Below are 25,840 nucleotides of genomic sequence, written 5' to 3'. Positions count from 1 at the left end.
AAAGATCGTAGTCAATTATTTTGCTGTACATAAGGAGTAGAACAAGCGATGGGTTTGCAAGGTAAAATCGTACTCATCACGGGCGCATCAAGTGGTATCGGAGCTTTAACGGCCCAATTCGTTGCAGAGCGAGGGGCTTTGCCTATTTTAACGGCGCGTTCGCAAGCCAAGCTAGCAGAAGCATCTGCTGCTATTCGTGGAGAGCATGCTGTAATGCAAATGGACGTCACGAGCGACGAAGACGTTGAGCGTGTCGTGCAACATATTATCGCTCAATATGGGCGCATTGACATCGTGCTTAACAATGCGGGTTTTGGGGCGTTTAAGCGCATAACAGACATGCCGATTGCCGAATATGCGGCGATGATGGATGTCAATTATATGGGGATTGTTCGCTGTACGAAAGCGGTGCTACCACATATGCTTGAGCGTGGCGAAGGCCATATCGTCAATGTAGCTTCGATTGCGGGCAAGATCGGTTCACCGAAGTCGACGGGGTATACGGCGACGAAGCATGCGGTACTGGGCTTCACGAATGCTTTGCGCATGGAGCTGGCAGGTACAGGTATAGCAGTATCGGCCGTTAATCCGGGGCCGATCGATACGCCCTTTTTCGACCTTGCCGACCCGTCGGGGCAATACGTCAACAACGTGCGCTGGTTTATGATGCCAGCGGAGAAGGTGGCGCGCCACCTCGTACGCGTGATGGAGACGCGCAAGTCAGAAGTGGATTTGCCGTGGCTAGGGGCACTTGGCACGCGGTTATATCATTTGTTTCCGCGCTTGGCCAACCGTGTGGCGGGCAAGCTGCTGAACAAAAAATAACAGTTGATAGGCAAGGGGGTGTCTCAACAGTCATTGTACATGACGGCGAGACATCCCTCTTTTCATGTTGGCGATCAAAAGGTTCGTTCTGGTGTGGCGGTGGGCAGCGTATCGTTCGTCCGCTGTTGTGCTAAGCGCCTTTATTGCTCCTGCTATTGCTATTGCTATTGCTATTGCTATTGCTATTGCTATTGCTATTGCTCCCGTTGTTGCTCCTGTTGCTTTTGCTTCTGTGTATTCTGATGGGCCTCATTCATCTGTTTGATCTCTTCAAATAAAGCCCTCACAGCAGCTTTTCCTTCTGGATGGGTTTCATTCCAATGTCGAGTTAAGTTAGGCATCGTTTTGTGCATATGATTGTACAATGCCCACATTTTTACGTTGTCGACAGTTTCTTGATTTGCTTGTCCTGTAAGCAGCTCGGCATACTTTTCAACTAAAGCGTCAAAAGACGGTTGCCATGCTTCTTTCATCCTCAATCCCTCCGATAATACGGTCTTATGTATGTATATTATGGACTCCACAAAAGGGGTCTAATTTCAGGCTATCATAATGAAGCGTGGAAAGGAAGTTGGATACAACTTGGTGTTTCAGCTATAATGGTAGCAAACGATGGAGAACGCTTTAGAACGTCTTAGACCGTTTCAGGCCGTCTCAGACCGACTCAGACCGTCTCAGAGAATTAGAACGACCTAGAGAGGAACGATATAATTGAGTACTACTTTTGAATCATTGGCATTAACGCCGGAGTTGCTAGGGCAGCTTCAAGCGCGAAATATTAATACACCTTCCCCCGTACAAGCGGAAGCCATTCCGGCTGCGCTGGCGGGGCGTGATATATTGGCACAATCGCAAACAGGCACAGGCAAGACGCTTGCCTACTTGTTGCCGCTAATTATGCGTATTGATGCAACGCAGCGCTCGACGCAAGCAGTCGTCGTCGCGCCGACACAGGAGCTGGCGATGCAAATCGTCCGCGAGGCTGAATATTACACGAACGGCAGCGAGTTGAGCGTCGCATCGCTAATTGGTGGTGCCGCATTGCAGCGCCAGGTAGATAAGCTTAAACTGAAGCCGCAGCTTATTGTCGGCACACCAGGACGGATTAGCGAGCTGCTGCAAATGCGCAAGCTGAAAATGCACGAAGTACGCCACATTGTCATTGATGAGGTCGATCACGTCCTCAAGCAAGGTGGCTCCCGTGATACGGAAAAAATTATTCAAGGCGCGCTGCGCGACCGCCAGTTGCTCTTCTTCTCCGCAACTCTTCCTGCGGAAGTGAAGGATCTTGCGGCACGTTGGATGAGTGATCCTACTCATATCGGGATCGATCCGGACAAGCGTATCGCAGAAACGATCGAGCATCTCGTATTCGAATGTGAGGAACGCGACAAGTTGGATACGCTGCGTCGTTTAGTTCGTCATTGGAAGCCGAAGCAAGCCATCGTATTCGTTAACGAAACGCATATGATCGGGGAGTGGGAGTCGAAGCTTGTCCATCTCGGCTTGTCGGTCGGCGCTTTGTATGGCGACGCACCGAAGCAAGAGCGCGTGAATATGCTGCGTCGCTTCCGCGAAGGCGAATTCCAGCTGCTGCTCGCGACAGATGTCGCTGCACGTGGGTTGGACATTCCGGAGCTGCCATACGTGTTCAGCGTGCAGCCAGCACTTAACGCGGATCACTATGTGCACCGCGCAGGTCGCACGGGACGGATGGGTCGCAAGGGTACGTCCGTCAACATTATTCATAATCGCGAGCGCTTCATTATACGCAAGTTCGAGCGCGAACTTGATATTAAAATGTTGGAGCGGGCTTTTTATGACGGCCGTGTTATTTATTTGGATGAGAACAACATGTCCAAGCCAACGAGACCGCATTCGCCAGCACGGTCGAAGCGCCCCCAAGTGCGTTCCGTCCAGAAGGAGACGCCGGTTGCAAATAAGCAGGATCGCCAGCGTGATCGCAAGAACAAAGGTGCTCCTAAGTGGCTAAAAGATAAACGTGAAAAATAAAAATGGCGAGCGCTTGAAGTAGAACGCTTAATAAAGACCTGAGACGTCACAGTTAATGTGACGTCTTTTTTTTGCATATAATGTGAAATGAATAGATAAATATGACAAAAATGATGTTGAATTTTGGAAAATAGACGCTTATAATAGTGGTTGATTTTGGAAAAGGGGGAGAGGGTTTGTTTACTAACAAATGGAAAATATCTATTGTTCTTCTTATTGCCATATCTATGCTAGCTGGTTGTTTCGGGGAAAAACCTGCGGTTGAAGAGCTTGGAGAAGATGGTGCCGGAAAAATTAAAATATTAGCGCATAATGAGGAAATGTTTTATCAGCAGTACGGTAACTATTTTAATGTAAAATACCCGAACATCGAATTTGAAATTGTGAGCACGTCGGATCTGTACAGTGTAGATAAAGGTCCAGATTATGATCATGAAAAAGAAATGAAAAAATTGATTGATAAGCATAAGCCTGATGTACTGACACTAGGTGTGGATATGTTGGAGCATTATGCATCAGCAGGCAAGCTGTATAACTTGGAACCCCTCATTCAACAAGAGAAATATGACCTCCAGAAACTACTACCCGGACTCATCGATATGCTCAGAAGTAAAGGAGACGGTATCCTTTATGGCCTGACGCCAACATTCGGCACACAGCTCCTCTATTACAATGAAGACTTATTTACGAAGCATGGGATTGAACTGCCTAGAAATAAAATGACGTGGGACGAAGTACTTCAATTGTCCGCGCGCTTTGCTAATATTGGCAAGGGTGAGCATAAAGTACACGGACTGTTCGAAGCACGCAGTTCGATGTATGACTTTCTCGTTAAGCTTGGAACGGTTGAAGGATTGAAGATGTTTGACACGAAAGGAGAAACATTACTCATTCAATCGGATGGCTGGAAAAATCTCATTAAAAAAACGACAGATGCATATCGCAATCAAGTGATATCTAACTCAGCTCCTCCGGAGAAGGGGCAATCCTTTCGTATGATGGATGGGGACTTATTTTTCAGTGGCAAAGCAGCGATGATCATTGATCAAGAATATACGATGCATCGTTTGGAAAATCAGTCCATGTACGGCGGTCCGGATGTGAAAAAGATGAAATGGGGATTTGTAACGGCTCCTATCAGTGCTTCTGCACCTAACGACTCGCCTTATATTAGCACGCGCGAAGTGTACGCGATTCATAATGATTCACCGAATAAACGTGCGGCTTGGGAGTTCGTTAAATTTGTGAATGGGCTTGATATGGCCAATGCGAATGGGCGCACGAATTGGAACGGATTCCCTACTATTACGGGAGTGCTGAAAGATGTGGATGGCAAAAGTGTTGAGCCGCTTTATATGTTGAAGCCAACAGCAGAGAAGCATAGTTTTTATGGCAATACGAAAAACGTGCCAAGCGAATATATGAGTCAGTTTAGCATGGAATCGGAGCAAATGTTGAAATCGATAGTGGATAAGAAAAAAAATGTCGACCAAGCTGTGGCAGAATTTCAGCAAAAGATGCAGCAGCAACTTAAAAAAGCAATTGAGGAAAAAAAGAAGAAGGAACAGAAAAAATAGGCAAGGGGGGATAACAGCATGATGACTAAAAAATGGCGTACGCTCGTTGTATTTATGCTTATAACGACGCTGCTTAGTGGTTGTTTCGGGGAAAAGCCCGTTCTGGAGGAGCTTAACAAAGAGGGAACAGGCAAGTTGAAAGTCATTTATTACAATGAGGACGGTTTTTATAGCCAATACGGGAATCTCTTTAAAATGAAGCACCCCAATATTGACTTTGAAGTCGTCACTAACAATCATATTTTTGAGCAAGTGAATAATGGAACTGCAACTGATTACGCTTCAGCGATGAAAAAGTTTATGACCGAGCAAAAGCCTGATGTGCTCTTTCTTGATTACAGAACGTATGTCGAGTTTACCGAAGAGGGTAAGCTCTATAATTTAGAATCGATTATCAAGCAAGAACAATTCGATTTACAAGGCTATATGCCTGGTCTTATCGAGATGCAGCGGAGTGATGGAGGAGGTTCTCTGTTTGGACTTGCTCCGAAATTTGTCCCGCAAGTTCTTTACTACAATGCGGATTTGTTTAAAAAGAACGGTGTAGAATTGCCGACCAATAAAATGACATGGTCGCAAGTTCTTTCCTTAGCTGCACGCTTTAACAATGTGGCAGGTGCGACAACTAACCCGAAGGACAAAGTAGTTGGCATGGTTGATCAATGGGGTGGCCTAAATACGTTACTGTTTAAGATGGCATCGACAGCAGGCATTTCTCCGTTGAAAGGAGAGGATCTACATTTTCAAACACCTGGGTGGAACAAACTTATGACTGAAGCGACAGATGCATTGCGCAATAAGTCTTTCTATGTGAACCCTAAAAGTCCGACCAACAGTGAACAGTTGTTGCAAGGAAGTGAGAAGTTCATAAACGGCAGTGCAGCGATGATTATGAGTTATCCATTTTTTGCAAGCAATATTAAAAGTCAACGTCAATATAGTAAGGATGCTAAGGCGTTTGAATGGGGATTTGTAACAGCCCCGATCAATTCGGCAACACCAAATGAATCTTCTTTTGTAAATATTCATGAATTGTTTGCTATCTCGCAAGACTCAACGAATAAACGAGCTGCATGGGAGTTCGTTAAGTTTATTAACAGCCCAGAGATGGCCAAGTTGGCATCGCGTACTTCTGACGGCACTGTGCCGACACGTGGAACGTACTACAAAGAAGTGGACGGCAAGAGTACCGAGCCGTTTTACGCCTTGAAGCCAGTGTCCAACGGTGCGAGTGAGTGGAAATGGATGATGAAGACACCACAAAGTTTCTATATGACCTTTACGACACTTATAGATGACAATATGCAAGCTGTTATCGATAAGAAGAAAACAGTCGATCAAGCGCTCGCAGACATTCAGCAAAAAGGGCAAGCTGAGCTGAAGAAGGCGCGTGAAGCGGATAAAGCCAAGAAAGCGAAGCAAGCAAACGGAAAATAATAGCATCTGTATTAGCAATCACCTCTTCCAGTCCGGTATAATGATGGAAGAGGTGATATTTATTATGAGCGAATTATTACAAGTACAACATTTAACAGGTGGTTACAGTATCGGTCGACCTGTGTTGCATGATGTAACTTTTGATGTCCGACCGGGTGAGATGGTTGGCCTTATAGGCTTGAATGGTGCGGGCAAGAGTACGACAATGAAGCATATTTTAGGCTTAATGGAGCCACATAAAGGGAAGGTACAACTCGGCGGCAGCACAGTAGCTGAAGCGACAGAAGCGTATCGTGCCTCGTTGGCGTATGTTCCAGAGTCGCCTTTGCTGTATGATGCGCTAACCGTTCGCGAGCATTTAGTATGGACGGCAACGGCGTATGGTGTGCCACGCGACGTGTTTGAGCAGCGGGTGGAGCAGCTTGCCGCTATCTTTCATATGGAGCAGCATTTGGACAAGGCGGCGCAGCATTTGTCTAAAGGGATGAAGCAGAAGACGATGCTAATGGGCGCTTTTGCGGTACGACCGCCCTTATACATTATTGATGAGCCGTTTCTAGGGCTTGATCCACTAGGCATTCGCTCGCTGCTGCGATATATGAGCAGCGTGAAAGAAGATGGTGCGGCACTGCTCGTGAGCTCGCACATTTTGTCTACAATCGAGCATTATTGTGATCGGTTTGTGCTGCTTCATCAAGGCCGCGTCATTTCGAGCGGCACGGTGGAAGAGATGCAAGCGCAATTTACTGCGCAAAGAGGCGTTCCTGCTGAGGCTCGAATTGAGGAGCTGTTCTACGCATGGGTCGGCACTGATGAGCATGCTGAAGGAGCTTTAGGTGGTGGCGTGAAATGGGAGAGCTGAAAAAAGAGTCGGTTAAGCGGTTTGAGCGAGATGAGTTGAACGAGCCGGAGGCAGGCCAACATCCGGAAGCGGTTGCTCGTTCGGCCGTTGGACAGGCCTCGGCAGCGTGGTCTGCTTTTGATGCGGATCAATTGTGGAAGCAGCGTGTAAGGCAATTTTGGGGACGGATACTGCCGTATTTACGTTATGTCATGCAGAGCGGCGTAGCCGTATTGTTTGCCTTCGTATTTATAACGGGAACGGCCTATTACGCGAACTTTTTGGAGCGTATTCCAGTAGACTTTCCCGTAAGGGAGTTATCGCTTCTATTGTTAGCGCCAACGGTAGCGTATATGGCGTATCGTACGTTTTTCCAACCTGCTGACATCGTATTTCTGCTACGCAGTGAACAGCAACTAGGCGCGTATTTAAAGCGCAGTATAAAGTACAGCCTTCGTACGCGTTTGCTGCTGCTGTTAGTCGTGTGGAGTGTATTGTGGCCACTATATAACCGCGGTGATATCGAGCCTAAAGGATATGCCGTTATGCTGGCGGGATTGATTCTTATTAAGCTTGTTGCTGCTTACGGAGCGTGGAAAGAGCGGCATATGGAAGATCCGGCGAACAGCAAGGTGAGCCGTGTGCTGCGTTATGGCTGGGCGTGGGGTGCGACCGCATGCTGGCTATGGCTAAGTGTGCCGCTTGCTATAGTCTGCACGGTCGCGGCCGGAGCTGCTTATGTAGGCTGGCTGCTAACACGTCGTACGCTGCGCTTTCCGTGGGAAGCGCACATTCAAGCGGAAGAGATGCATACGAGCCGCATCTATTTGTTGCTTAGCGGCTTTGTTGATTTGCCGACGATGACGGAGCGACGATATTCGCGGCCATGGTTAAATCAAGTTGGAGATCGCTATGCATTTCAGCGGGAAACCGCTTATCACTATTTACTGGCGAAGACGTTTGCGCGCAGTGAACTGGTCAGCATTTTACTCCGTTTAAATGTCCTTGGCCTCATCTTGATGCTATGGCTCCAGCATTCAACGTGGAGTGTGGTTATATACGGTTTATTTATGCTTATTATCGGCATACAGATCAAGGCGCTAGCAACCTACCACCGTTATGATGTGTGGCAGACGATTTATCCATTGAGCCTGCAAATGAGGCAGCGAGCGGTGCTGCATTTGAGTACGTGGCTTCATTTGTTATCCGGATTGGTGCTAGCGGTACCTATTTGGATAGGTACGATTACATGGCAGTATAAAGGAGTTGTGTTAGTCGTTGGGCTAGCATTCGTTATCGTGATGCGCCTGCGGCTTCGTCGTACGCATCAACGTGATGATGGAGAAGATTAATACAAGTGAGCGATCACTACAATAGACCGCGACCCTCGGCCATACATGCTATGGTGAGGTTCGCGGTCTGTTTGTGATTGCTATAGCGTGAGTAAGCGACGGGTAGGCTCTGAACGAACTTTAACGAATCCTAACGAACCTTACCGAGTTCCTGTGCTTATGCTGGCATGTCCTAATGATCCGACAGCTCCCGACTTATGCTCATCGGCATTTTCATGGTTGAGTACATTAGCGTTGTGCAATGGAGCGCTCAATTGTGAATGTACAGCATGACTTAATTGACCGCTTAACTGGTGATTCAACGGATTGCCGAGCTGATGGTTTAACGGATTGCGCAACGGATTGCTTAACGGGTCGCTTGGCTCGTTGTCGCCCGTAATCCAGGCCGCTTGACCATCGTCGTAAGTCGGGCTATGGTGCTCAAGATCGCCAGCCTGATCGTCAGCGTTCAATGCGTATTGTGTCTCAGCATCGAGTCGATGCAAGGTGCGTACGAAGCGTACAGTACCTGTCTTCGAACGCAATACGATGGAATGTGTTTCCGCATAATGTCCTTGCATAATGCGAACCCCTTGCAGCACATCGCCAGGCGTGATGCCAGTAGCCGCGAACAATACATCGCCTGTTCCGCTTAAATCCTCAGTCGTCAATCTGCGATCCGGCTCATGGATGCCCATGGACAGGCAGCGCGCCCATTCCTCCTCGTTAGCTGGCATCAGTCTGCCTTGCAGCTCACCGCCAAGGCAGCGCAGAGCAGCAGCGGCTAACACGCCTTCCGGTGCTCCGCCGGACCCTACGTATAGATCAACACCCGACTCAGGGAACGCCGTTGCCATGGCACCCGCAACATCGCCTGCATTTAGCAGCTTCAAGCGAGCTCCTGTAGAGCGCAGCACGGCAATTTGCTCCGCATGGCGTTCGCGATCCAGTATGGATACCGTTATATCTGAAAGAGGACGGTTTAAAATCCGAGCCGCTTTAGCTACCGTAACATCAAGCGGGTCATCGAGATGCAGTTGGCCCCGCAGCTGTGGCCCGCACGCAAGCTTCTGCATGTACATATCCGGTGCATGCAGCAATTGACCGCGATCAGCCACAGCAAGAACGGTGAGAGCACCGTTTAACCCTTTTGCAACAAGCTCGGTTCCTTCTACAGGATCTACCGCTACGTCTGCTTCCGAACCTTCGCCAGAACCGACGTGCTCACCGATGTACAGCATCGGTGATTCATCCATTTCCCCTTCGCCAATGACGACGGAACCACGAATTGGCACGCTGCGAAACATATGGCGCATTATGCGTGTGGCTGCTCCATCAGCTTCGTCCTTATTTCCTCGACCAATCCAGCGCGAAGCAGCTAGCGCCGCTGCCTCTGTAACCCGAACGCACTCTAAGCTTAATTGTCTATCCATCGTTCGTTAACCTCCATCGTCTTTATATATGGTGTATTATTTACGGTTAAATATTGCGTCATAATTAATAATATGATATATAATATGGAAAAGCAATCTGTAAAAAGCACAAACAGACGAACTGTTTAACGAATACGTTATATCACAAAGTCATATTTATAAGGTATCGCATGAGCAATGAGTCCATTATTACCGAAAATGATATAGCATAATTGCACCGACGACTTCTAAACGAACCATTTGTATTTGCGGATACCCCACATTTTTTAAGAAGAGGTGGATGTGAGATGGAACATATTCAACGTAAACAACTGTTAGGAGTCATTTTGTGTAAGCGCTGCAATCAAATCATTGGCGAACAAGATACGGATCGGTTTATGGTCTACTACATGGACAGCCGCGCATGCGAGTGCACGGAGCATTATCATTACGATCAGCATGGTGTAGAAAGTGAGGTACAGGCGATTGAGAGCTAACGCATTGCGAGCACGCGAGGAGGATATTGTCCTGCTCGACGGCATAACGAATAACCTTATTAACCAAACATCCGACCAAGAGATGTTGTTGAATGCTGCACCAGTTGTTCCCGTATGTCTAGTGCCGTCTTCGCCGCTTCATTCCATTTCGATATGGGAAAGAAGCCAATCGTTAGAACCGGATTCATCTGCACGTATTTATCATTGGTGTACACAAGAGGAGCAGTTGCAAGCCGTATTAGAACATGGCGCGCAGCATATCTTTTTACAGTTGGATCAGTCTGCTTGGCTAACGCCGCAGCGTCGCAAACTGATCGCAGATACGATGCTAGCTGAACACGATAGAGCACGTCATAAAGCTTTGCGGAAGTTGCTTCCGCTAATGACAGGTGCCTATGAGCATTTGTTGCGGTATGTACAAGTGAATCCGACTTCACATTTATATGTCGTGTTAGCTGATTTACCTATAACGGACGTGTTGCCTCGTCTGCCAGAGCTTGAAACACGTATGGAGGCGCTACAAAGGTGGGATGATGGTTCTCCCGAAACAGACGTTTCCGATGAGTTGAACCGACTGATGCAGCAATTTAATCGTATTAAGGAATGGCACCAATGGATGCAAGCGGGGGAGCCGTATTTACACCGCTTAGCGAATGCAATTCCAGAATGGACCGATTTGCAGGCTGAGGCGTTATTTCGTGCGTTGCTGCGCGTGCGCCAAGAGGGTAAAGAAGTTACCATAACGGTCATGCTGCCTTATGCGGCATCAACCCCGCTTGGCTGGGGAGAGAAGTTGGCATGGATTCGGATGGCAGCTGAGCAAGTGCTAGGCCAAGACAATTGCACGCTCCCTCCTGTTGGGGCATGGATTCGCCCAGAAGATGTGGGGACAGACGCTTTGCACGATGTGATGAACGAAGTGAGCGCAGCAGATATGATCTGCTACGTATAATCATACAGTTGAATGGCGACTTGAAGGTGTTCATTTTGTGGATGAGCACCTTCAAGACGTTGTGTTGTGCGGCATCCTTGCAGTAATATGATAATAACGATAACTTTAAGGAAGTTTGCAGTTAGGAGGTTTGAGCCATACAACTAACACCGCGTCAAATGGAGATTATGCAGTTAGTGGAGCGCCATGCGCCCGTAACTGGCGAACAAATAGCTGAGCAATTGGGCGTAAGCCGTCCAACGATACGTTCAGATTTGTCTGTACTTGTTATGCTCGGCGTGTTGAGTGCGAAGCCGAAGGTCGGTTATTTCCCAGGAAAAAGTTCCCGCAATGCGTTCCCGCAAGCGCTGGATATCCGTGTTCAAGATGTGCAGTCTATGCCGATTATTGTGAGGGAGACTTCCACGGTACAAGATGCAGTGGTAGCTTTGTTTTTGGAGAATGTCGGCAGTTTAATTGTGGCGGATGAAGAAGGAATGCTGCTTGGCTTAGTGTCACGTAAAGATTTATTGAAGGTAACCTTAGGCAACGCGATGGCAGGTTCGATGCCGATTAGCTTCGTCATGACAAGAACGCCAATTGTGAATGCTCGACCAGAGGATTCTATTTATGATGCGGCTAAAAAGCTGGACGAGCATGATATTGACACATTACCTGTCGTTATCCCGCATTCGAGCGATGCCAAATCAGAAAAATTAGAAGTGGTTGGACGGATTACGAAGACGACGATTCTGAAAGTGTTCCTTCGTCAAATGAAGGGATGGTAAAAGAAAGGGGATCCTTAATGGAAGGATTGGGGCAAGCTTCTCCGCATGTGATTACGATATGTTCAGATTCAGTAGGCGATACGGCCGAAAGCGTCGTTAAAGCGACGGTCAGACAATTTCAAGGACACGAAGTTAAAATACGCCGTGTTAGCCATATGAAGCATGAGGATGAAATACGCGCCGTCATGGAGCAAGTTAACCAAGACGGCGGCTTTGTCGTCTACACGCTTGTCCAACCCGAGCTCAGAGAAATGATGAGGGAGGAAGCGATTCGTCTAGGCGTACGCGCTGTCGACCTTATGGGGCCGATGATGCAAGCCTACATCGATACCTTCAATGATTCACCGCAAAGCCGTCCAGGGCTGCTGCATGAAATGGATGAAGATTACTTCCGCCGGATGGAAGCGATTGAGTTCACCGTTAAATGCGATGATGGCCGGGATACGACGGCGATTTTAGATGCCGATATTGTGCTCGTTGGCGTGTCGCGTACTTCGAAGACGCCGCTTAGCATGTTCCTAAGCCATAAAGGATACAAGGTGGCTAACTTCCCGCTCGTGCCGGAAGTTAAGCCCCCGCAAGAGCTGTACCAAATTTCAGGAGACCGCATCTTCGTGCTAACGATGCAGGAAGAGCACTTGCTGCGCATTCGTGCCGAACGGCTGAAGGCGCTCGGTCTCCCGAACGGCTCTGCGTACACATCAGCTGATCGCATTCGCGAAGAGCTGGATTATGCGCAGACGCTTGCCGACAAGTGGAACTGTCACGTGATCGATGTGTCAGATAAAGCGATTGAAGAGACGGCGAACATTATTTTACGCTTGCTGCCATCATAATTAGGTTTCTACTAGGCTAACCATCTGTAATTATTTACGGGTGGTTAGCCTTTTTTGTATATCCAAATATTCAAAATAGGCCAAATAATACATTTGTTATGGGAATGAATGGTGGAATATTACTTTTTCGACGATATTTATAGGCTCAATTCCGCTCTGTTGGGTATGCAAAAAATGTCGAATATAACACAATAAAAGGAATCGATACTCCAACTTGGATAAGTTTAAAACTTAAATATTATTATTCTAAAATTTCAATATAAAATAATATTTATGCATTTTAGTTTAAAGTAACCTCCTAAGGATACTTAACCCTTCGCTCTAAAGAGGAGCGATTTTTTACATATGTAACCGAATTTATTTCAATCTCGTTAATTAGCAATTTGTTAACTTTAATACCTAACTTTATTTTATTATTAAAATTTTATTTTTAAATTCAATTTTTATAACACAGCTATCTAAATGTTTGTTAAAATATGATCGACAATGTAGAATAATATCGAAAGGGGGGTTGAAATTGTAAAATAGTGTATGTGATACTATTTATGAAACTAGTGAAATATTATTTTTTTAGAACCTTCATCTACTGCATCTACTACCACTGTTGATTAAGGCGTAGCACGCCTCCTTACTACTTATTTTTACTACCTAGACCTTACCCTCACGCTTTTTTACACTCAATAACCGATTACGACAAATTCATATTCACCAAGGAGCTGGATTCATATGAGTGTGGAAACTGTTCACTTGCTTCCACTGACACAACCTCAATTACGTATTTGGTATACCGAAATGCTGTATCCGAACCGCAACATTTGTACCGTCTCTGGAACGGTAAGAATGATAGGACCCATTGATGTAGAATTACTCCGGCAGGCTATACAAGCGACGATACAACTAAACGATGCATTTTGGATAAAAATAATGACTGTTGATGGGGAGCCGCGACAATACGTAGATAAAGAGAGTGAGTATCAAATCGAATTTATCGATTTTTCTCAATCTGGGCAAGAGGCTGCTGCGAATCAATGGCTGCAAACCTATATTCGACAGCCCATTCAATTGGTGGATTCTCAATTATACAGATTTTATGTAATTAAAGTTAGCGAAGACCAATATTGGTACAATATAAAAATGCATCATATCATTTCTGACGGCTCATCTATGGTCCTGACTGCAAATCAAGTGAACCAGCATTATTTTGCAGCCATCAATGGAACGCCACCTACTATAGAACAACCATTTAGTTATCTCTCCTTTGTGCAAGACGAGCAGGAGTATGCACAATCGAACCGCTATCAAAAAGATAGAGCCTACTGGCAGAACAAATTCAGCACGATGCCTGAAGTGTTAGAAATTAAACCGTACAATCCGCTAACCTTAAGCACGGCCGCCACGAGAAAGAGCTTTACCGTTGAAGATGATATTTATCGAGGTGTTAAACAGTTTTGCGAACAGCATCAGTTGGGCGTATTCACATTTTTCTTATCTGCGTTATACCTCTACTTACACAAAACAACGAGTCAACACGATGTTGCTATTGGTACAACTTATGCGAATCGAACAACGAGGCAAGAGAAAAATACGATAGGCATGTACGTCAGCACGGTAGCGACTCGTTTTGTTATTGATCCTGAACTTGATTGTGTTGCATTTATGAAAAGCTTATCCAGAGAACAATCCTCGATCTTACGTCATCAGAGATATCCTTACAATCAATTAATCCAAGAGCTAAAAGAAATTCATCACAACAAAGACATTCAAGGACTATTCGGGGTTGCACTCCAATATCGCACAGTTAGTTGGCAGTACATAGAAGGAATTAATCTTCAGTTTGAATATGACTCTAATGGGGAAATCGTTAACGATTTTGATATCGATGTTGTAGAAGCGTTGGATGACCAACAGATTGAGATTAATTTTGATTATCGAACGGAACTGTTTGAACCACAGGAAATATCGCAAATCATTGACCACTTATTTACGATTATTAGACAAATGATTCAATATCCCGAACAAAAAATTAGCTCCCTTTCTCTATTGAACGAAGCGGAAAAAAATAAAATATTAAACGTATTTAACCACGTAGCAGAAGCGGATCAACAAGAAAGTACGATTCATCAGCGATTTGAAGCACAGGTGGAACGTACGCCGGAACAGATAGCGGTAACGTTCAATAACGGCCAATTGACTTATCGGGAACTAAATGAGAAGGCGAATCAGCTTGCACGCACGTTAAGAACGCAAGGTGTAAAGCCAGATCAATTAGTCGGTATTATGACGGAACGTTCTTTAGAGATGTTCGTCGGTATTTTCGGCATTTTGAAGGCTGGAGGAGCTTATGTTCCGATCGATCCTGATTACCCAGAAGATCGTGTTCGTTATATGTTGGATGATTCGGGAGCGAATATTGTGCTCGTGCAGCGTCATCTTCAGGAGCGAATCCCGTTTTCGGAGCAGCTTATCGTACTTGATGACGCAGCATCTTACCATGAGAACGGTTCGAATTTACAACCGGTTACTGAACCACAGCATTTAGCATACGTCATTTATACGTCGGGTACGACTGGCAATCCCAAAGGGGTTATGATTGAGCATCAACAAGTGGCCGCAATCGGACAGGCATGGACGGAAGCGTATCGCTTGTCAGAAGGCGACGTTCGGCTGTTGCAATGGGCGAGCTTCTCATTTGACGTATTTACGGGTGACTACATACGCGCCCTGCTGAATGGAGGGCAACTGATCGTTTGCCCAAGTGAAGCTAGAATAGACCCTGTGCAAATTTACGAATTAATGCAGCGATATCAAATTAATATTTTTGAGTCTACGCCAGCTTTGATCATACCGTTGATGGATGATATAGATGAGAATAAGCGTGATATTCACTTTTTAAAGACATTAATTATCGGTTCGGATCTTTGTCCGCCGCAAGCATTCAATCGTATTGTAGCCAGATACGGTTCGCAGATGCGAGTCATTAACAGCTACGGTGTTACGGAAGCGTGTATCGATTCTTGTTATTTTGAGACGACAACGCCACTTGCCAATCGTAGTCTGCCAATCGGGCAACCATTGCCCAATGTAAGAATGTACATTTTAAATGAACAGTTGGACATTCAGCCAATCGGACAATTAGGTGAACTGTATATTGGCGGTAGCGGAACGGGTAGAGGATACTTGAATCGCCCAGAAATGACGGCAGATAAGTTCGTCAAAGATCCTTTTGTACCAAATGGGCGCATGTACAGAACGGGCGATTTAGCAAAATGGCTGCCAGACGGAAATATCGAATATGCGGGCCGCATCGATCATCAAGTAAAAATACGCGGCAACCGAGTTGAGCTTGGAGAAATCGAGCATCAGCTGTTAAAAAATAAATCGCTGCAAGAAGCGATCGTTGTGGCTATAGATGATGACAATGAGCAGAAGGTACTGTGTGCCTACTTTGTAGCGGATGAACGACTATCAGCAGGAAAGCTGCGAGGCGAACTGTCTCAAGATCTTCCGGGATATATGATTCCGTCTTACTTTGTCCAGCTAGAGAGATTGCCGCTGACTCCGAATGGTAAGGTTGACCGCAAGTCGCTACCTATTCCTGATGGCAGCATGGATACAGGAAATGACTATGTTGCACCTCGCAATGAACGAGAAGCTCAGCTGGCCCAAATATGGCAAGAGGTGCTTCATATATCACCTATTGGCATACACGATAACTTTTTCGAAATTGGCGGACATTCTTTACGAGCTACGTCGTTGATCGCTAAAATTTCGAAGCAAATGAACAAAAATGTGTTGTTACGTGACATATTCCAGTATCCAACGATTGAACAGTTGGCTGACGTACTCGAACGCGTGCAACAGCAAGGGGAGACTGCGATTCCGATCGTTGCTGAGCGCGACACGTATTCCCTGTCTTCTGCACAAAAACGGTTATATTTGTTGAGTCAACTTGAAGGTGGAGAACTCAGCTACAATATGCCAGGCGTAATAACGGTTGAAGGTCCTTTGGATCGACAACGGGTCCATGACGCATTTGCGAAGCTGATCGCACGCCATGAAACGCTGCGCACGGAATTCGCGCTTGAGAACGGGGAGCCGATTCAACGTATACGGAGCGAGGTTGAATTTCGGGTAGAGTATGCACAAGTGCGCGCTGAAGAAGTCGAAGAGCGTATTCAGGACTTTGTGCGCGTATTCCATTTACACGAAGCACCGTTGATCCGGATCGGGCTGCTTGAACTCGCTCATGATCATCATCTGTTATTGTTTGACATGCATCACATCGTCTCGGACGGTATTTCGATCAACATTGTGATTCAGGAGTTTTCGCAGCTATATGGCGGTGAGGAAGTATTGCCTCTCCGTATTCAGTACAAAGATTACGCAGCTTGGCAGCAAGCAGGTATCGCTAGTGAACATATGCGTCAAAGTGAAGCTTATTGGCTGGATATGTTCCAAGGTGAATTGCCTGTGCTTGAAATGCCGATCGACTTTAGTCGGCCTACGACTCGGAGCTTTGCAGGCGATACGTATAGTTTTTCGCTAAGCCAGTTGCAAACGGAGGCTTTACAACAGCTTGCTCTGCAATCAGGTACGACTCTATACATCGTGTTACTAGCCGCATACACAACCCTACTACATAAATATACCGGCCAAGAAGATATCGTCGTCGGCACTCCTATTACGGGCAGGCAGCATACAGATTTGGAACCTATTATCGGCATGTTCGTCAATACGTTGGCCATCCGTCATCTGATCACGGGGGAGAAACCATTTGGTGATTACTTACACGAGGTGAAGGAGAAGGCACTGCAAGCATATGAGCATCAAGCGTATCCGTTAGAAGAGCTAGTTGAGAAGCTCCGCTTGCAGCGTGATGCTAGCCGCAATGCGTTGTTTGACACGGTATTCGTATTGCAAAATACAGAGCAAACGAACTTTGAAATTGACGGCTTGAGCTTTAAGCCTTATCCGAAGGAGCATCCCGTTTCCAAATTCGATTTAACGTTAGAAATCGTTGAACAACCAAACGGAATGGCGTGCAGACTGGAATATTGTACGGCTCTGTACACGCCAGAAACGATCCAACGGATAGCGGGACACTTTAGCCAGCTTATCGATGCAATCGTACACGACCCACAAGCTGCAATTGCCAGTCTCAATATGATGACGCTGACGGAGCAAGTGCAAATTTGTGACACTTTTAATGCTACGGCTGCGGAGTATTCACGAGAGAAGACCATTCATCAGTTGTTTGATGAGCAGGTGCAGCTCAATCCTAATCAAGTGGCCGTTGTATGTAACAAGAAGCAGCTCACTTATGAAGAGCTGAACGATAAAGCGAACCGACTTGCCCAGCATCTGCAAGCTGAAGGGGTGCAGGCGGATCAATGTATCGGATTACTCGTTGATCGTTCTTTGGAAATGGTTATCGGTATGCTAGCCATCTTGAAAGCTGGCGGAGCCTATGTACCAATCGATCCGAATTATCCTATCGAACGGATCAGCTATATGTTGGATGATAGCGGGGCAAAGATATTACTTGTCCAGCATGATTTGCAAGCAAGTATGGCGCACGTGTCTTATGCGGGTACAATCTTGAATTTGAATGCTGAAAATGAATATACATGCCATGAAACGAGTTCAAATCCGATCGCTAATCAGCTTGAACAGCAGTCGACACCAGCGTCTACGTTGATGTCCACATCAACCGTGAATCCATCCCACTTAGCCTATGTTATCTATACATCTGGAACGACAGGCAAACCAAAAGGCGTCATGGTGGAGCATCGTAATGTAGTCCGTCTCGTCAAAAATACGAATTATGTAGATTTGAATGAGCAGACGCGTATTTTACAAACAGGTTCGGTGGTGTTTGATGCTTCGACATTTGAAATATGGGGAGCGCTGTTAAATGGTGGACAACTCCATCTGGTGTCCAATGATGTGATTTTAGATGCTAATCGTTTGAAACAAGCGATTCATAACGATCACATTACGACGATGTGGCTAACGTCACCATTGTTCAATCAGCTGCTACAACAGGATCACAGTCTCTTTGGCCCATTACAAACACTGATCGTCGGTGGAGATGTGCTATCCGTGAACCACATTAATCGGGCATTAGAGCATCATCCATCGCTCACCATCGTGAATGGGTATGGACCGACAGAAAACACAACTTTTTCAACGACGTATTCGATTCATAGCGAACAGTCAGACGCAGTTCCGATTGGAGGACCTATTCATAACTCGACGGCTTACGTTGTCGACAAATGGATGGGCTTGCAGCCGATTGGAGTCTGGGGTGAGTTATGGGTAGGCGGAGATGGCGTAGCTCGAGGTTATTTAAACAATCCCGAACTGACGGCAGAGAAGTTCGTTGCTAGCTCCTTCCGACCAGAAGAGCGTTGCTATCGCACAGGCGATGTCGTGCGCTGGCGGCACGACGGCACGTTGGAATACAAGGGGCGAATCGATGAGCAAGTTAAAATTCGCGGTTATCGCATTGAGCTTACCGAAATTGAAGCTCAATTAACGAAGTTGCCCGCTGTGCAAGAAGCGACTGTTATCGCGCAAGAAAACGAAGCGGGACATAAGCATTTATGCGCTTATGTGGTAGCGACTCAAACGTTAACGGTCAGTGAACTTAGACACTATTTGTCACAAGAACTGCCTAACTACATGGTTCCTTCTTATTTTGTTCAGTTGGAGCAAATGCCGCTTACACCGAATGGCAAGGTTGACCGGAAGGCGCTGCCTGCCCCTGAAGGAGATGTGCCGATTGGAACGGATTATGCGGCTCCTCGTACAGAGGCGGAGCAAGCTTTAGTGTCCATTTGGCAGGATGTATTAGGTGTACAAAACGTAGGCATTCGCCACAATTTCTTTGAGCTTGGCGGGGATTCGATTAAAGCCATTCAAGTTTCATCGCGATTGTTTCAAGCGGGCTTTAAGCTAGAAATGAAAAATTTGTTCAAGTACCCAACGATTGAACAGTTAAGTGTACACGTCCAAGCCGTTATCGCGATTGCCGATCAAAGTGAAGTGATTGGAGAAGTGAAACTAACGCCAATTCAGCACTGGTTCTTCGCCCAATCATTTTCCGAGGCCCATCATTTTAATCAAGCGATCATGCTGTATCGAGCGCAGCGCTTTGATGAAGGGGCATTGCACAAAGTGATGAAGCGACTAGCGGAGCATCACGATGCGCTGCGTATCGTATTCAGCGATACAAGCAGCACGGGCAAGGGCAATACAGGTAGTGCTGTGGCTGGAGCTGACGAGGAAGCGGGGACTGGGAACGCTTGGAACGCTTGGAATCAACGTGTTGATGAAAGTGAGTTATACACCCTTGAGGTCGTTGATTTCAGTCATGAAAAAGACTGCAAGCAAGCAGTCGAAGCAAAAGCGACCGAGATTCAAAGGAGTATACATTTAAGTAAAGGGCCACTCGTAAAGCTAGGGCTGTTCCAATGCCCAGATGGTGATCATTTGTTAATCGCCATTCATCATTTAGTCATTGATGGCGTTTCTTGGAGAATATTGTTAGAAGATCTTTCTAATGGATATGAACAGGCTGTAAACGGTGATGAAATGGTGTTGCCAGCCAAAACAGATTCGTTCCAAGCGTGGGCGAAACAGTTGTATGCATATGCCAACAACGAGGGGCTTGAACGAGAATTTGATTATTGGAAGCAGATTGAGGAAGTACAACCTATTCCTCTGCCTAGAGATGCGGCTGCGGAACGCTCGCTCACAGGTACAAGCGAAACGATAACGGTCCAATGGACGGAGCAGGAGACGGACCAACTGTTAAGGCAGGCGAATCGCGCGTATAACACGGAAGTGAATGATTTGTTATTAGCTGCTTTAAGCAGAGCGCTGCATGCATGGGCTGACATCGACACCGTGCTGGTCAACTTGGAAGGGCATGGTAGAGAGTCGATTATTCCTGACATCGATATTACACGTACAGTTGGTTGGTTTACGAGCCAGTATCCGATCGTATTAGAGTCAGACGCAGAGCAGGATATGGCGTTAACGATTAAAGCGACCAAAGAGCGCTTACGTCAAATTCCGTACAAAGGCATCGGCTATGGACTGCTTAAGTATTTGTCCGATCTGCCAGCGCGGAATGGGTTGGTATTTAATGCAGCACCTGAAGTGAGTTTCAACTATTTAGGTCAGTTTGATCAAGATTTGCAGCAACACGCCATTCAAGTATCGCCATTTTCTACGGGTCAATCCGTAAGTGAGCATATGGCTAGCAGTTATGTGTTGGATATTAACGGACAAGTTACAGACGGACGCCTTTCGCTTACGATCAGCTACAACAGCAAGCACTATGTCAAGGAAACGATGGAGCGTTTGGCGAAGCTGCTCGATGAATGCTTGCAAGCGGTAATTGTACATTGTGTACAAAAACAGAAGCCAGAGCTGACACCAAGCGACGTCTCTTTAAAGGGGCTGACGGTGAATCAATTGGCACAGCTTGTTGAGCAAACCGAAGTGGTTGGCGAACTGGAGAACGTATATGTCTTAACGCCGATGCAAAAAGGCATGCTGTTCCACAGTTTGATTGATGCACGATCTGCTGCTTATTTTGAACAAGCTATGTTTGACCTGCGTGGTCAACTACATCTGGATAAGTTCGAAATGAGTCTGGCACTGCTAGCTGAAAGACATCAAATTTTTAGAACTAACTTTTATGGCGACTGGCAGGGGCAGCCGTTGCAAATTGTGTATCGGCACAAAAAGATTGGCTTCTATGTAGAGGATTTGCGCGAGTTAGCGGAGCAGGAGCAAGCGGAATACGTGGCAAGCTTTATTCAGCGGGATAAGGAACAAGGATTTAATTTGGCTGAGGATGCGTTGATGCGTGTGTCGATTTTGCGGATGGGTGAGGAAGACTACTGCTTTGTGTGGAGTTTCCATCACATTTTAATGGATGGTTGGTGCATGTCGCTAGTCACTCAAGAAGTGTTCAGTGGTTACTTTGCTTTAGTAGAGCAGCAACAGCCTAAGTTCGCTCCGGTAACCCCTTATAGTCACTATATTGAATGGTTAGATCGTCAAGCGGATGAAGATGCAGCTCGCTATTGGAGCGACTATTTGGCCGGATATGACCAGCAAACAACACTTTCCCAAACAGCTGTACAGCATACGGGACAGGCAGAGCAGGCTTTTGTTCTGGAGGAGTTGACGTGTACTTTTGATCCGTCCTTAACGGAGCAAATGCAACAGACTGCGAAACAGTATCAGGTGACGATTAATACGCTGATGCAAACGGCTTGGGGAGTTATGTTGCAAAAGTACTGTGGAAATAACGATGTCGTGTTTGGCAGTGTTGTCTCAGGCAGACCGTCGGAAATTTCGGGTGTCGAGACGATGATCGGGCTGTTCATTAATACGATTCCGGTTCGCGTTCGCAATGAGACGGATGAATCGTTCGCTACGGTGATGCAGAGAGTGCAGGAAGAGGCATTGGCATCGAATCGATATGACTATTATCCGCTCTATGAAATTCAGACGCTGACTGAACAAAAGCAGCAACTGATCGATCATATTATCGTGTTCGAAAACTACCCGGTAGGCGAACAAATCGAGCAATTGGGTGGCGGTGGTGCTGCTAGCTTTACGATTTCGAACGTAGAAGCGGCGGAACAAACGAACTATGCGTTGACTTTAATCGTCGTACCTGGTGAATCGATAAGCGTCTCGTTTGGGTACGATGCGCGAGTATACGATCAAGCGAGCATTGCACGCATTCAGAAGCAATTTGTACATGTGATGGAACAAATCGTGCGCAACCCGCTCGTTCCGTTCAATGAGCTGGAGCTGATCACGTCAGCAGAGAAAGAGCAGCTGCTGGATGTGTTCAACGGCACGGCAGCATCTTATTCGCGGGACAAGACGATGCACCAGCTGTTCGAAGAGCAGGTGGCGCGTACGCCGGACCGGATAGCGGTAGTCGGTGAGCGAGCAGGTGAGCCTGTGCAGTGGACGTATCGGGAGCTGAACGAACGGGCGAACGAAGTGGCTCGGGTACTGCAAGTTCGCGGCGTGGAGCGTGGCAGCTATGTCGGTGTGATGGCGGAGCGTTCACCGGAAATGGTCGCCGGAATTTGGGGCATTTTGAAGGCGGGCGGCTGCTTTGTGCCGATCGATCCGCAGTATCCGTTCGATCGGATTCAGTACATGATGAGCAACAGCGGCATTCGACTGCTTGTCACGGAAACGAAGCAGTTGGATCGTTTGCGAACGGAATTTAGAGATGTTGAGCTGCTTGATGTGTATGAGGTATTGCAGCAAGGGCAAGAGCAAGGATTTACTGTGGATGGCACTGTGAATGGCGCTGTGAATGATGCTGTGGATGGTGCGGCTGCGAAGGATTTGTCTACGGCAGCACGTTCGGCTCATGGTGCCGAAACAGCACGTCGTGCAGGAGCTTCGACAGAAGCGGCTGGATGGGTGTCGGTGGGCGAAGCGGATGATCCGTTGTATATCATTTATACGTCGGGAACGACTGGAACGCCGAAGGGTGTCATGTTGGAGCACCGCAACATGGTCAATTTGTTGGAGTTCCAATATCGGGATACGAATATTCCGTATGATCAGCACGTGATGCAGTATTTTACGAGTAGCTTCGATATGTGCTACTTGGAGCTGTTCTCGACGCTGGCAGCTGGCGGTAGTCTATACATCATTGATGAGGAAGCGAAGAAAGATGTTGCTTATCTCATGGCCTTTATCGAGCGTTGGCAGATTGATGTGGTGTTGCTGCCGACGGCGCTGACGAAGTTCTTATTTATGGAGGACGGGTTGGCTGAACGCTTCCCGACGTGTGTGCAGCATATTATCACGGCAGGGGAGCAACTGGTCATACCGGAGGCGCTGGCGAGTTTCTTACGCCACAATCAAGTTCACTTGCACAATCACTATGGCCCGTCGGAGACGCATGTTGCGACGACGTTGACGATTGCGCCGAATGAGGTACAAGTTGGCGTGCCTACGATCGGCCGCCCGATTGCGAACACGACGATTCATATCTTGTCGGATCGAGGGCATGTACAGCCGATTGGCGTAGTTGGGGAGCTGTACATTGCAGGGGATTGTGTAGGTCGCGGCTATGTGGGTCGAGATGATTTGACGGCGGAGAAATTCGGCGTGAATCCGTTCCGACCGAGCGAAAGATGTTATCGTACGGGCGATTTAGCTAAATGGTTACCGGATGGAACGATTGAATATTTGGGTCGAATCGATCATCAGGTGAAAATACGCGGCTATCGCATCGAGATTGGCGAAATCGAAGCGAGCCTGCTGAATGTGGCAGCGGTGAAGGAAACGATTGTCGTTGCTCGGGATGACGAGAACGGTCAGAAATATTTGTGCGCGTACTTTGTAGCGGACAGCCGAAGTGAAGCTGCGGCGACTGTGAGCGGGCTTGCGGGGTCTGGCGAAAGGTCCGGTGAAGGGTCTGGCGAAGAGTCCGGCGAGGGCTCTCGCGAAGTGCTTGGCGAAGTGCGTGGTGAGGGTTCAAGCGCAGGGCTTAGCGTGAATGAGCTGCGAGCTGCGCTGGCCAAGGAAGTGCCAAGCTATATGATCCCGTCCTACTTCGTACAGCTGGAACAGATGCCGCTTACGCCGAACGGCAAAATAGACCGTAAGGCTTTGCCTGCTCCAGAAGGAAGCATACAGACAGGCACTGCCTATGTGGCACCTCGCAGTGAGGTGGAAATGCAGTTGGCGCACATTTGGCAAGAGGTACTTGGTATATCGAACATCGGAGTCCAAGATAACTTTTTTGAAATAGGTGGACACTCCTTAAAAGCAGTTCGATTGGTGACGGCGATTAAGCAGCGATTAAACCGAACAGTGCCGCTGTATGACGTATTCAAGTTTGTAACGATTGAGCAGCTGGCCCAGTTGATCAGCACGATGGAGCAGGAGGATGATCACTCGATTCCAATCGTGGAACCTAGAGATTTCTATCCGGTGTCCTCTGCACAGAAGCGGCTGTACATTTTAAGCCAAGTGAATGGTGGAGAACTGAGCTACAACATGCCTGGCGTGATGTGGCTAGAGGGTGCCCTCGATCAGGAGCGGTTAGAACAATCGTTCCGCCAGCTCATTGTGCGTCATGAAACGCTGCGAACGCAATTCGATATGGTAGAAGGCGAAATTGTGCAGCGAGTTCAGAATGATGTGAGCTTTGCCATGGAGATGATGAAGGCACAAGATGGCGAGGAAGCCGAACTCGTTCGCCGCTTTATTCGTCCGTTCGACCTTGAGCAGGCACCACTGCTGCGTGTTGGATTAATAGAGCTTGGGCCTGAACGATTTATTTTACTGTTTGACATTCACCACATCGTTTCTGACGGTGTATCCTCGAACAATTTAGTACAAGAGGTTATGCACCTATATAGTGGGAATGCAAGCTTATCGCTGCAACCGCTGCGCATTCAATACAAAGACTTTGCCGTCTGGGAGCGGCAACGCATGCAAAGCGAAGCCTATAAGCAGCAAGAGCAGTTCTGGCTGCAACAATTTGCGGGCGAACTGCCTGTGCTGAATTTACGGCTAGCCTATCCAAGACCTGATGTGCGCAGCTATGAAGGGGCAGAGCATATCTTTCCTATTGAGTCTGCTGTAGCCGATCAGTTGAAGCGCCTAGCGGAGAGACACGGATGTACGCTGTATATGGTGATGCTGGCTGCCTATACCGTTCTGCTCTCCAAACATAGCAACCAGGAAGATATCATTGTCGGAACTCCAGTTGCGGGTAGATTGTCCGCCGAGCTGGAGCCGCTGATTGGGATGTTTGTAAATACGGTAGTGCTGCGCAACTATCCGAGCAACGTCAAGACGTTCAGCGATTATGTGCTGGAAGTTAAAGACAGAACGTTGCAGGCGTTTCAACATCAAGAGTACTCATTTGATGAGTTGGTCGAAAAATTGAACGTGACGCGTGATTTAAGCCGTAATCCGTTATTTGATGTCGCGTTTACGTTGGACAATATAGAGCAGAAGCAACTTGAACTCGAATCGCTAGCCATAAGTCCTTATATTCATGATGAATACGTAGCTAAGTTTGATTTGACCTTATCTATCAGTGTTTATGAGGATGAGCTTCGTGGGTCATGGGAATATTGCAAAAAACTGTTTAGCCCGCATGTTATAGAGCAGTTTGCGGCTGATTACGTAACGATGTTAAATGAGATCGTGCAACACCCTACCATTCTACTCGATGATTTGTTACGTAAAGAGGAAGAAGAAGTAGAGGAGCTTGTATTCGACACGCTTGATTTTAATTTTTAAATGCGATAAATAGATTGGTCGTTGCGGGTGTA

The 25,840-nt window shown here is 47.0% G+C and carries 12 protein-coding genes and 1 pseudogene; 11 read left to right on the top strand and 2 right to left on the bottom strand.

Going from position 1 to position 25,840, the window contains the following annotated elements:
- Nucleotides 1–48 precede the first annotated feature (48 nt).
- Complete coding sequence (locus KIK04_RS05445; protein ID WP_232277296.1) at nt 49–825, top strand: SDR family NAD(P)-dependent oxidoreductase; 777 nt, start codon at nt 49–51, stop codon at nt 823–825.
- Nucleotides 826–1,019: 194 nt separating this feature from the next.
- Here the strand turns inward: KIK04_RS05445 and KIK04_RS05440 are convergent, their stop codons facing one another.
- Entirely contained in the window at nt 1,020–1,298 is a 279-nt protein-coding gene (locus tag KIK04_RS05440; RefSeq protein WP_232277295.1) for a DUF2573 family protein, read from the bottom strand.
- A gap of 238 nt (nt 1,299–1,536) precedes the next feature.
- Between KIK04_RS05440 and KIK04_RS05435 the strand changes: the two genes are divergently transcribed.
- The 5 genes from KIK04_RS05435 (at nt 1,537) to KIK04_RS05415 (ending at nt 8,045) form a co-directional block, all read left to right on the top strand.
- A complete protein-coding gene (locus KIK04_RS05435; protein ID WP_232277294.1) occupies nt 1,537–2,838 on the top strand; it encodes a DEAD/DEAH box helicase in 1,302 nt (433 codons plus the stop codon).
- 176 nt (nt 2,839–3,014) lie between these two features.
- A complete protein-coding gene (locus KIK04_RS05430; RefSeq protein WP_232277293.1) occupies nt 3,015–4,415 on the top strand; it encodes an ABC transporter substrate-binding protein in 1,401 nt (466 codons plus the stop codon).
- An 18-nt stretch (nt 4,416–4,433) separates the two neighbouring features.
- Entirely contained in the window at nt 4,434–5,852 is a 1,419-nt protein-coding gene (locus tag KIK04_RS05425) for an ABC transporter substrate-binding protein (RefSeq protein WP_232277292.1), read from the top strand.
- Nucleotides 5,853–5,916: 64 nt separating this feature from the next.
- Nucleotides 5,917–6,714, top strand: a complete 798-nt coding sequence (locus tag KIK04_RS05420) for an ABC transporter ATP-binding protein (protein WP_232277291.1) — start codon at nt 5,917–5,919, stop codon at nt 6,712–6,714.
- On the top strand, nt 6,702–8,045 hold the full coding sequence (locus KIK04_RS05415) for an ABC transporter permease (protein WP_232277290.1): 1,344 nt from the start codon (nt 6,702–6,704) through the stop codon (nt 8,043–8,045). Before KIK04_RS05420 ends, KIK04_RS05415 begins: the two co-directional genes overlap by 13 nt.
- Nucleotides 8,046–8,503: 458 nt before the next feature.
- Here the strand turns inward: KIK04_RS05415 and glpX are convergent.
- Nucleotides 8,504–9,457, bottom strand: a pseudogene (gene glpX / locus KIK04_RS05410) (class II fructose-bisphosphatase); the annotation flags it as partial.
- A gap of 287 nt (nt 9,458–9,744) precedes the next feature.
- On the opposite strand from glpX, the gene KIK04_RS05405 reads away from it, so the two are divergent.
- From KIK04_RS05405 to KIK04_RS05385, 5 genes are all read left to right on the top strand, one after another.
- On the top strand, nt 9,745–9,933 hold the full coding sequence (locus KIK04_RS05405) for a GapA-binding peptide SR1P (RefSeq protein WP_232277289.1): 189 nt from the start codon (nt 9,745–9,747) through the stop codon (nt 9,931–9,933).
- Nucleotides 9,923–10,885 carry a hypothetical protein gene (locus KIK04_RS05400; RefSeq protein ID WP_232277288.1) on the top strand — a complete coding sequence of 321 codons (963 nt, stop codon included), beginning with the start codon at nt 9,923–9,925 and terminating at the stop codon, nt 10,883–10,885. The genes KIK04_RS05405 and KIK04_RS05400 overlap by 11 nt, the downstream gene beginning before the upstream one ends.
- A gap of 137 nt (nt 10,886–11,022) precedes the next feature.
- A complete protein-coding gene (locus tag KIK04_RS05395; RefSeq protein WP_269671022.1) occupies nt 11,023–11,652 on the top strand; it encodes a helix-turn-helix transcriptional regulator in 630 nt (209 codons plus the stop codon).
- A gap of 17 nt (nt 11,653–11,669) precedes the next feature.
- Entirely contained in the window at nt 11,670–12,488 is an 819-nt protein-coding gene (locus KIK04_RS05390; RefSeq protein WP_232277286.1) for a pyruvate, water dikinase regulatory protein, read from the top strand.
- 726 nt (nt 12,489–13,214) lie between these two features.
- Nucleotides 13,215–25,808 carry a non-ribosomal peptide synthetase gene (locus tag KIK04_RS05385; RefSeq protein WP_232277285.1) on the top strand — a complete coding sequence of 4,198 codons (12,594 nt, stop codon included), beginning with the start codon at nt 13,215–13,217 and terminating at the stop codon, nt 25,806–25,808.
- The last annotated feature ends 32 nt before the right edge of the window (nt 25,809–25,840 follow it).

The sequence above is a fragment of the Paenibacillus sp. 481 genome (genome assembly GCF_021223605.1).
Taxonomy (GTDB): Bacteria; Bacillota; Bacilli; order Paenibacillales; family Paenibacillaceae; genus Paenibacillus_B.
Note: the sequence above shows the minus strand (reverse complement) of the source record. Positions and strands in the feature narration are given on the sequence as shown.

Bases quoted from the DNA above. Each gene is read 5' to 3' on its own strand.
- KIK04_RS05405 (WP_232277289.1), top strand. From the start codon at position 9,745: ATGGAACATATTCAACGTAAACAACTGTTAGGAGTCATTTTGTGTAAG.
- KIK04_RS05425 (WP_232277292.1), top strand. From the start codon at position 4,434: ATGATGACTAAAAAATGGCGTACGCTCGTTGTATTTATGCTTATAACG.
- KIK04_RS05445 (WP_232277296.1), top strand. From the start codon at position 49: ATGGGTTTGCAAGGTAAAATCGTACTCATCACGGGCGCATCAAGTGGT.
- KIK04_RS05390 (WP_232277286.1), top strand. From the start codon at position 11,670: ATGGAAGGATTGGGGCAAGCTTCTCCGCATGTGATTACGATATGTTCA.
- KIK04_RS05385 (WP_232277285.1), top strand. From the start codon at position 13,215: ATGAGTGTGGAAACTGTTCACTTGCTTCCACTGACACAACCTCAATTA.
- KIK04_RS05415 (WP_232277290.1), top strand. From the start codon at position 6,702: ATGGGAGAGCTGAAAAAAGAGTCGGTTAAGCGGTTTGAGCGAGATGAG.
- KIK04_RS05440 (WP_232277295.1), bottom strand. From the start codon at position 1,298: ATGAAAGAAGCATGGCAACCGTCTTTTGACGCTTTAGTTGAAAAGTAT.
- KIK04_RS05420 (WP_232277291.1), top strand. From the start codon at position 5,917: ATGAGCGAATTATTACAAGTACAACATTTAACAGGTGGTTACAGTATC.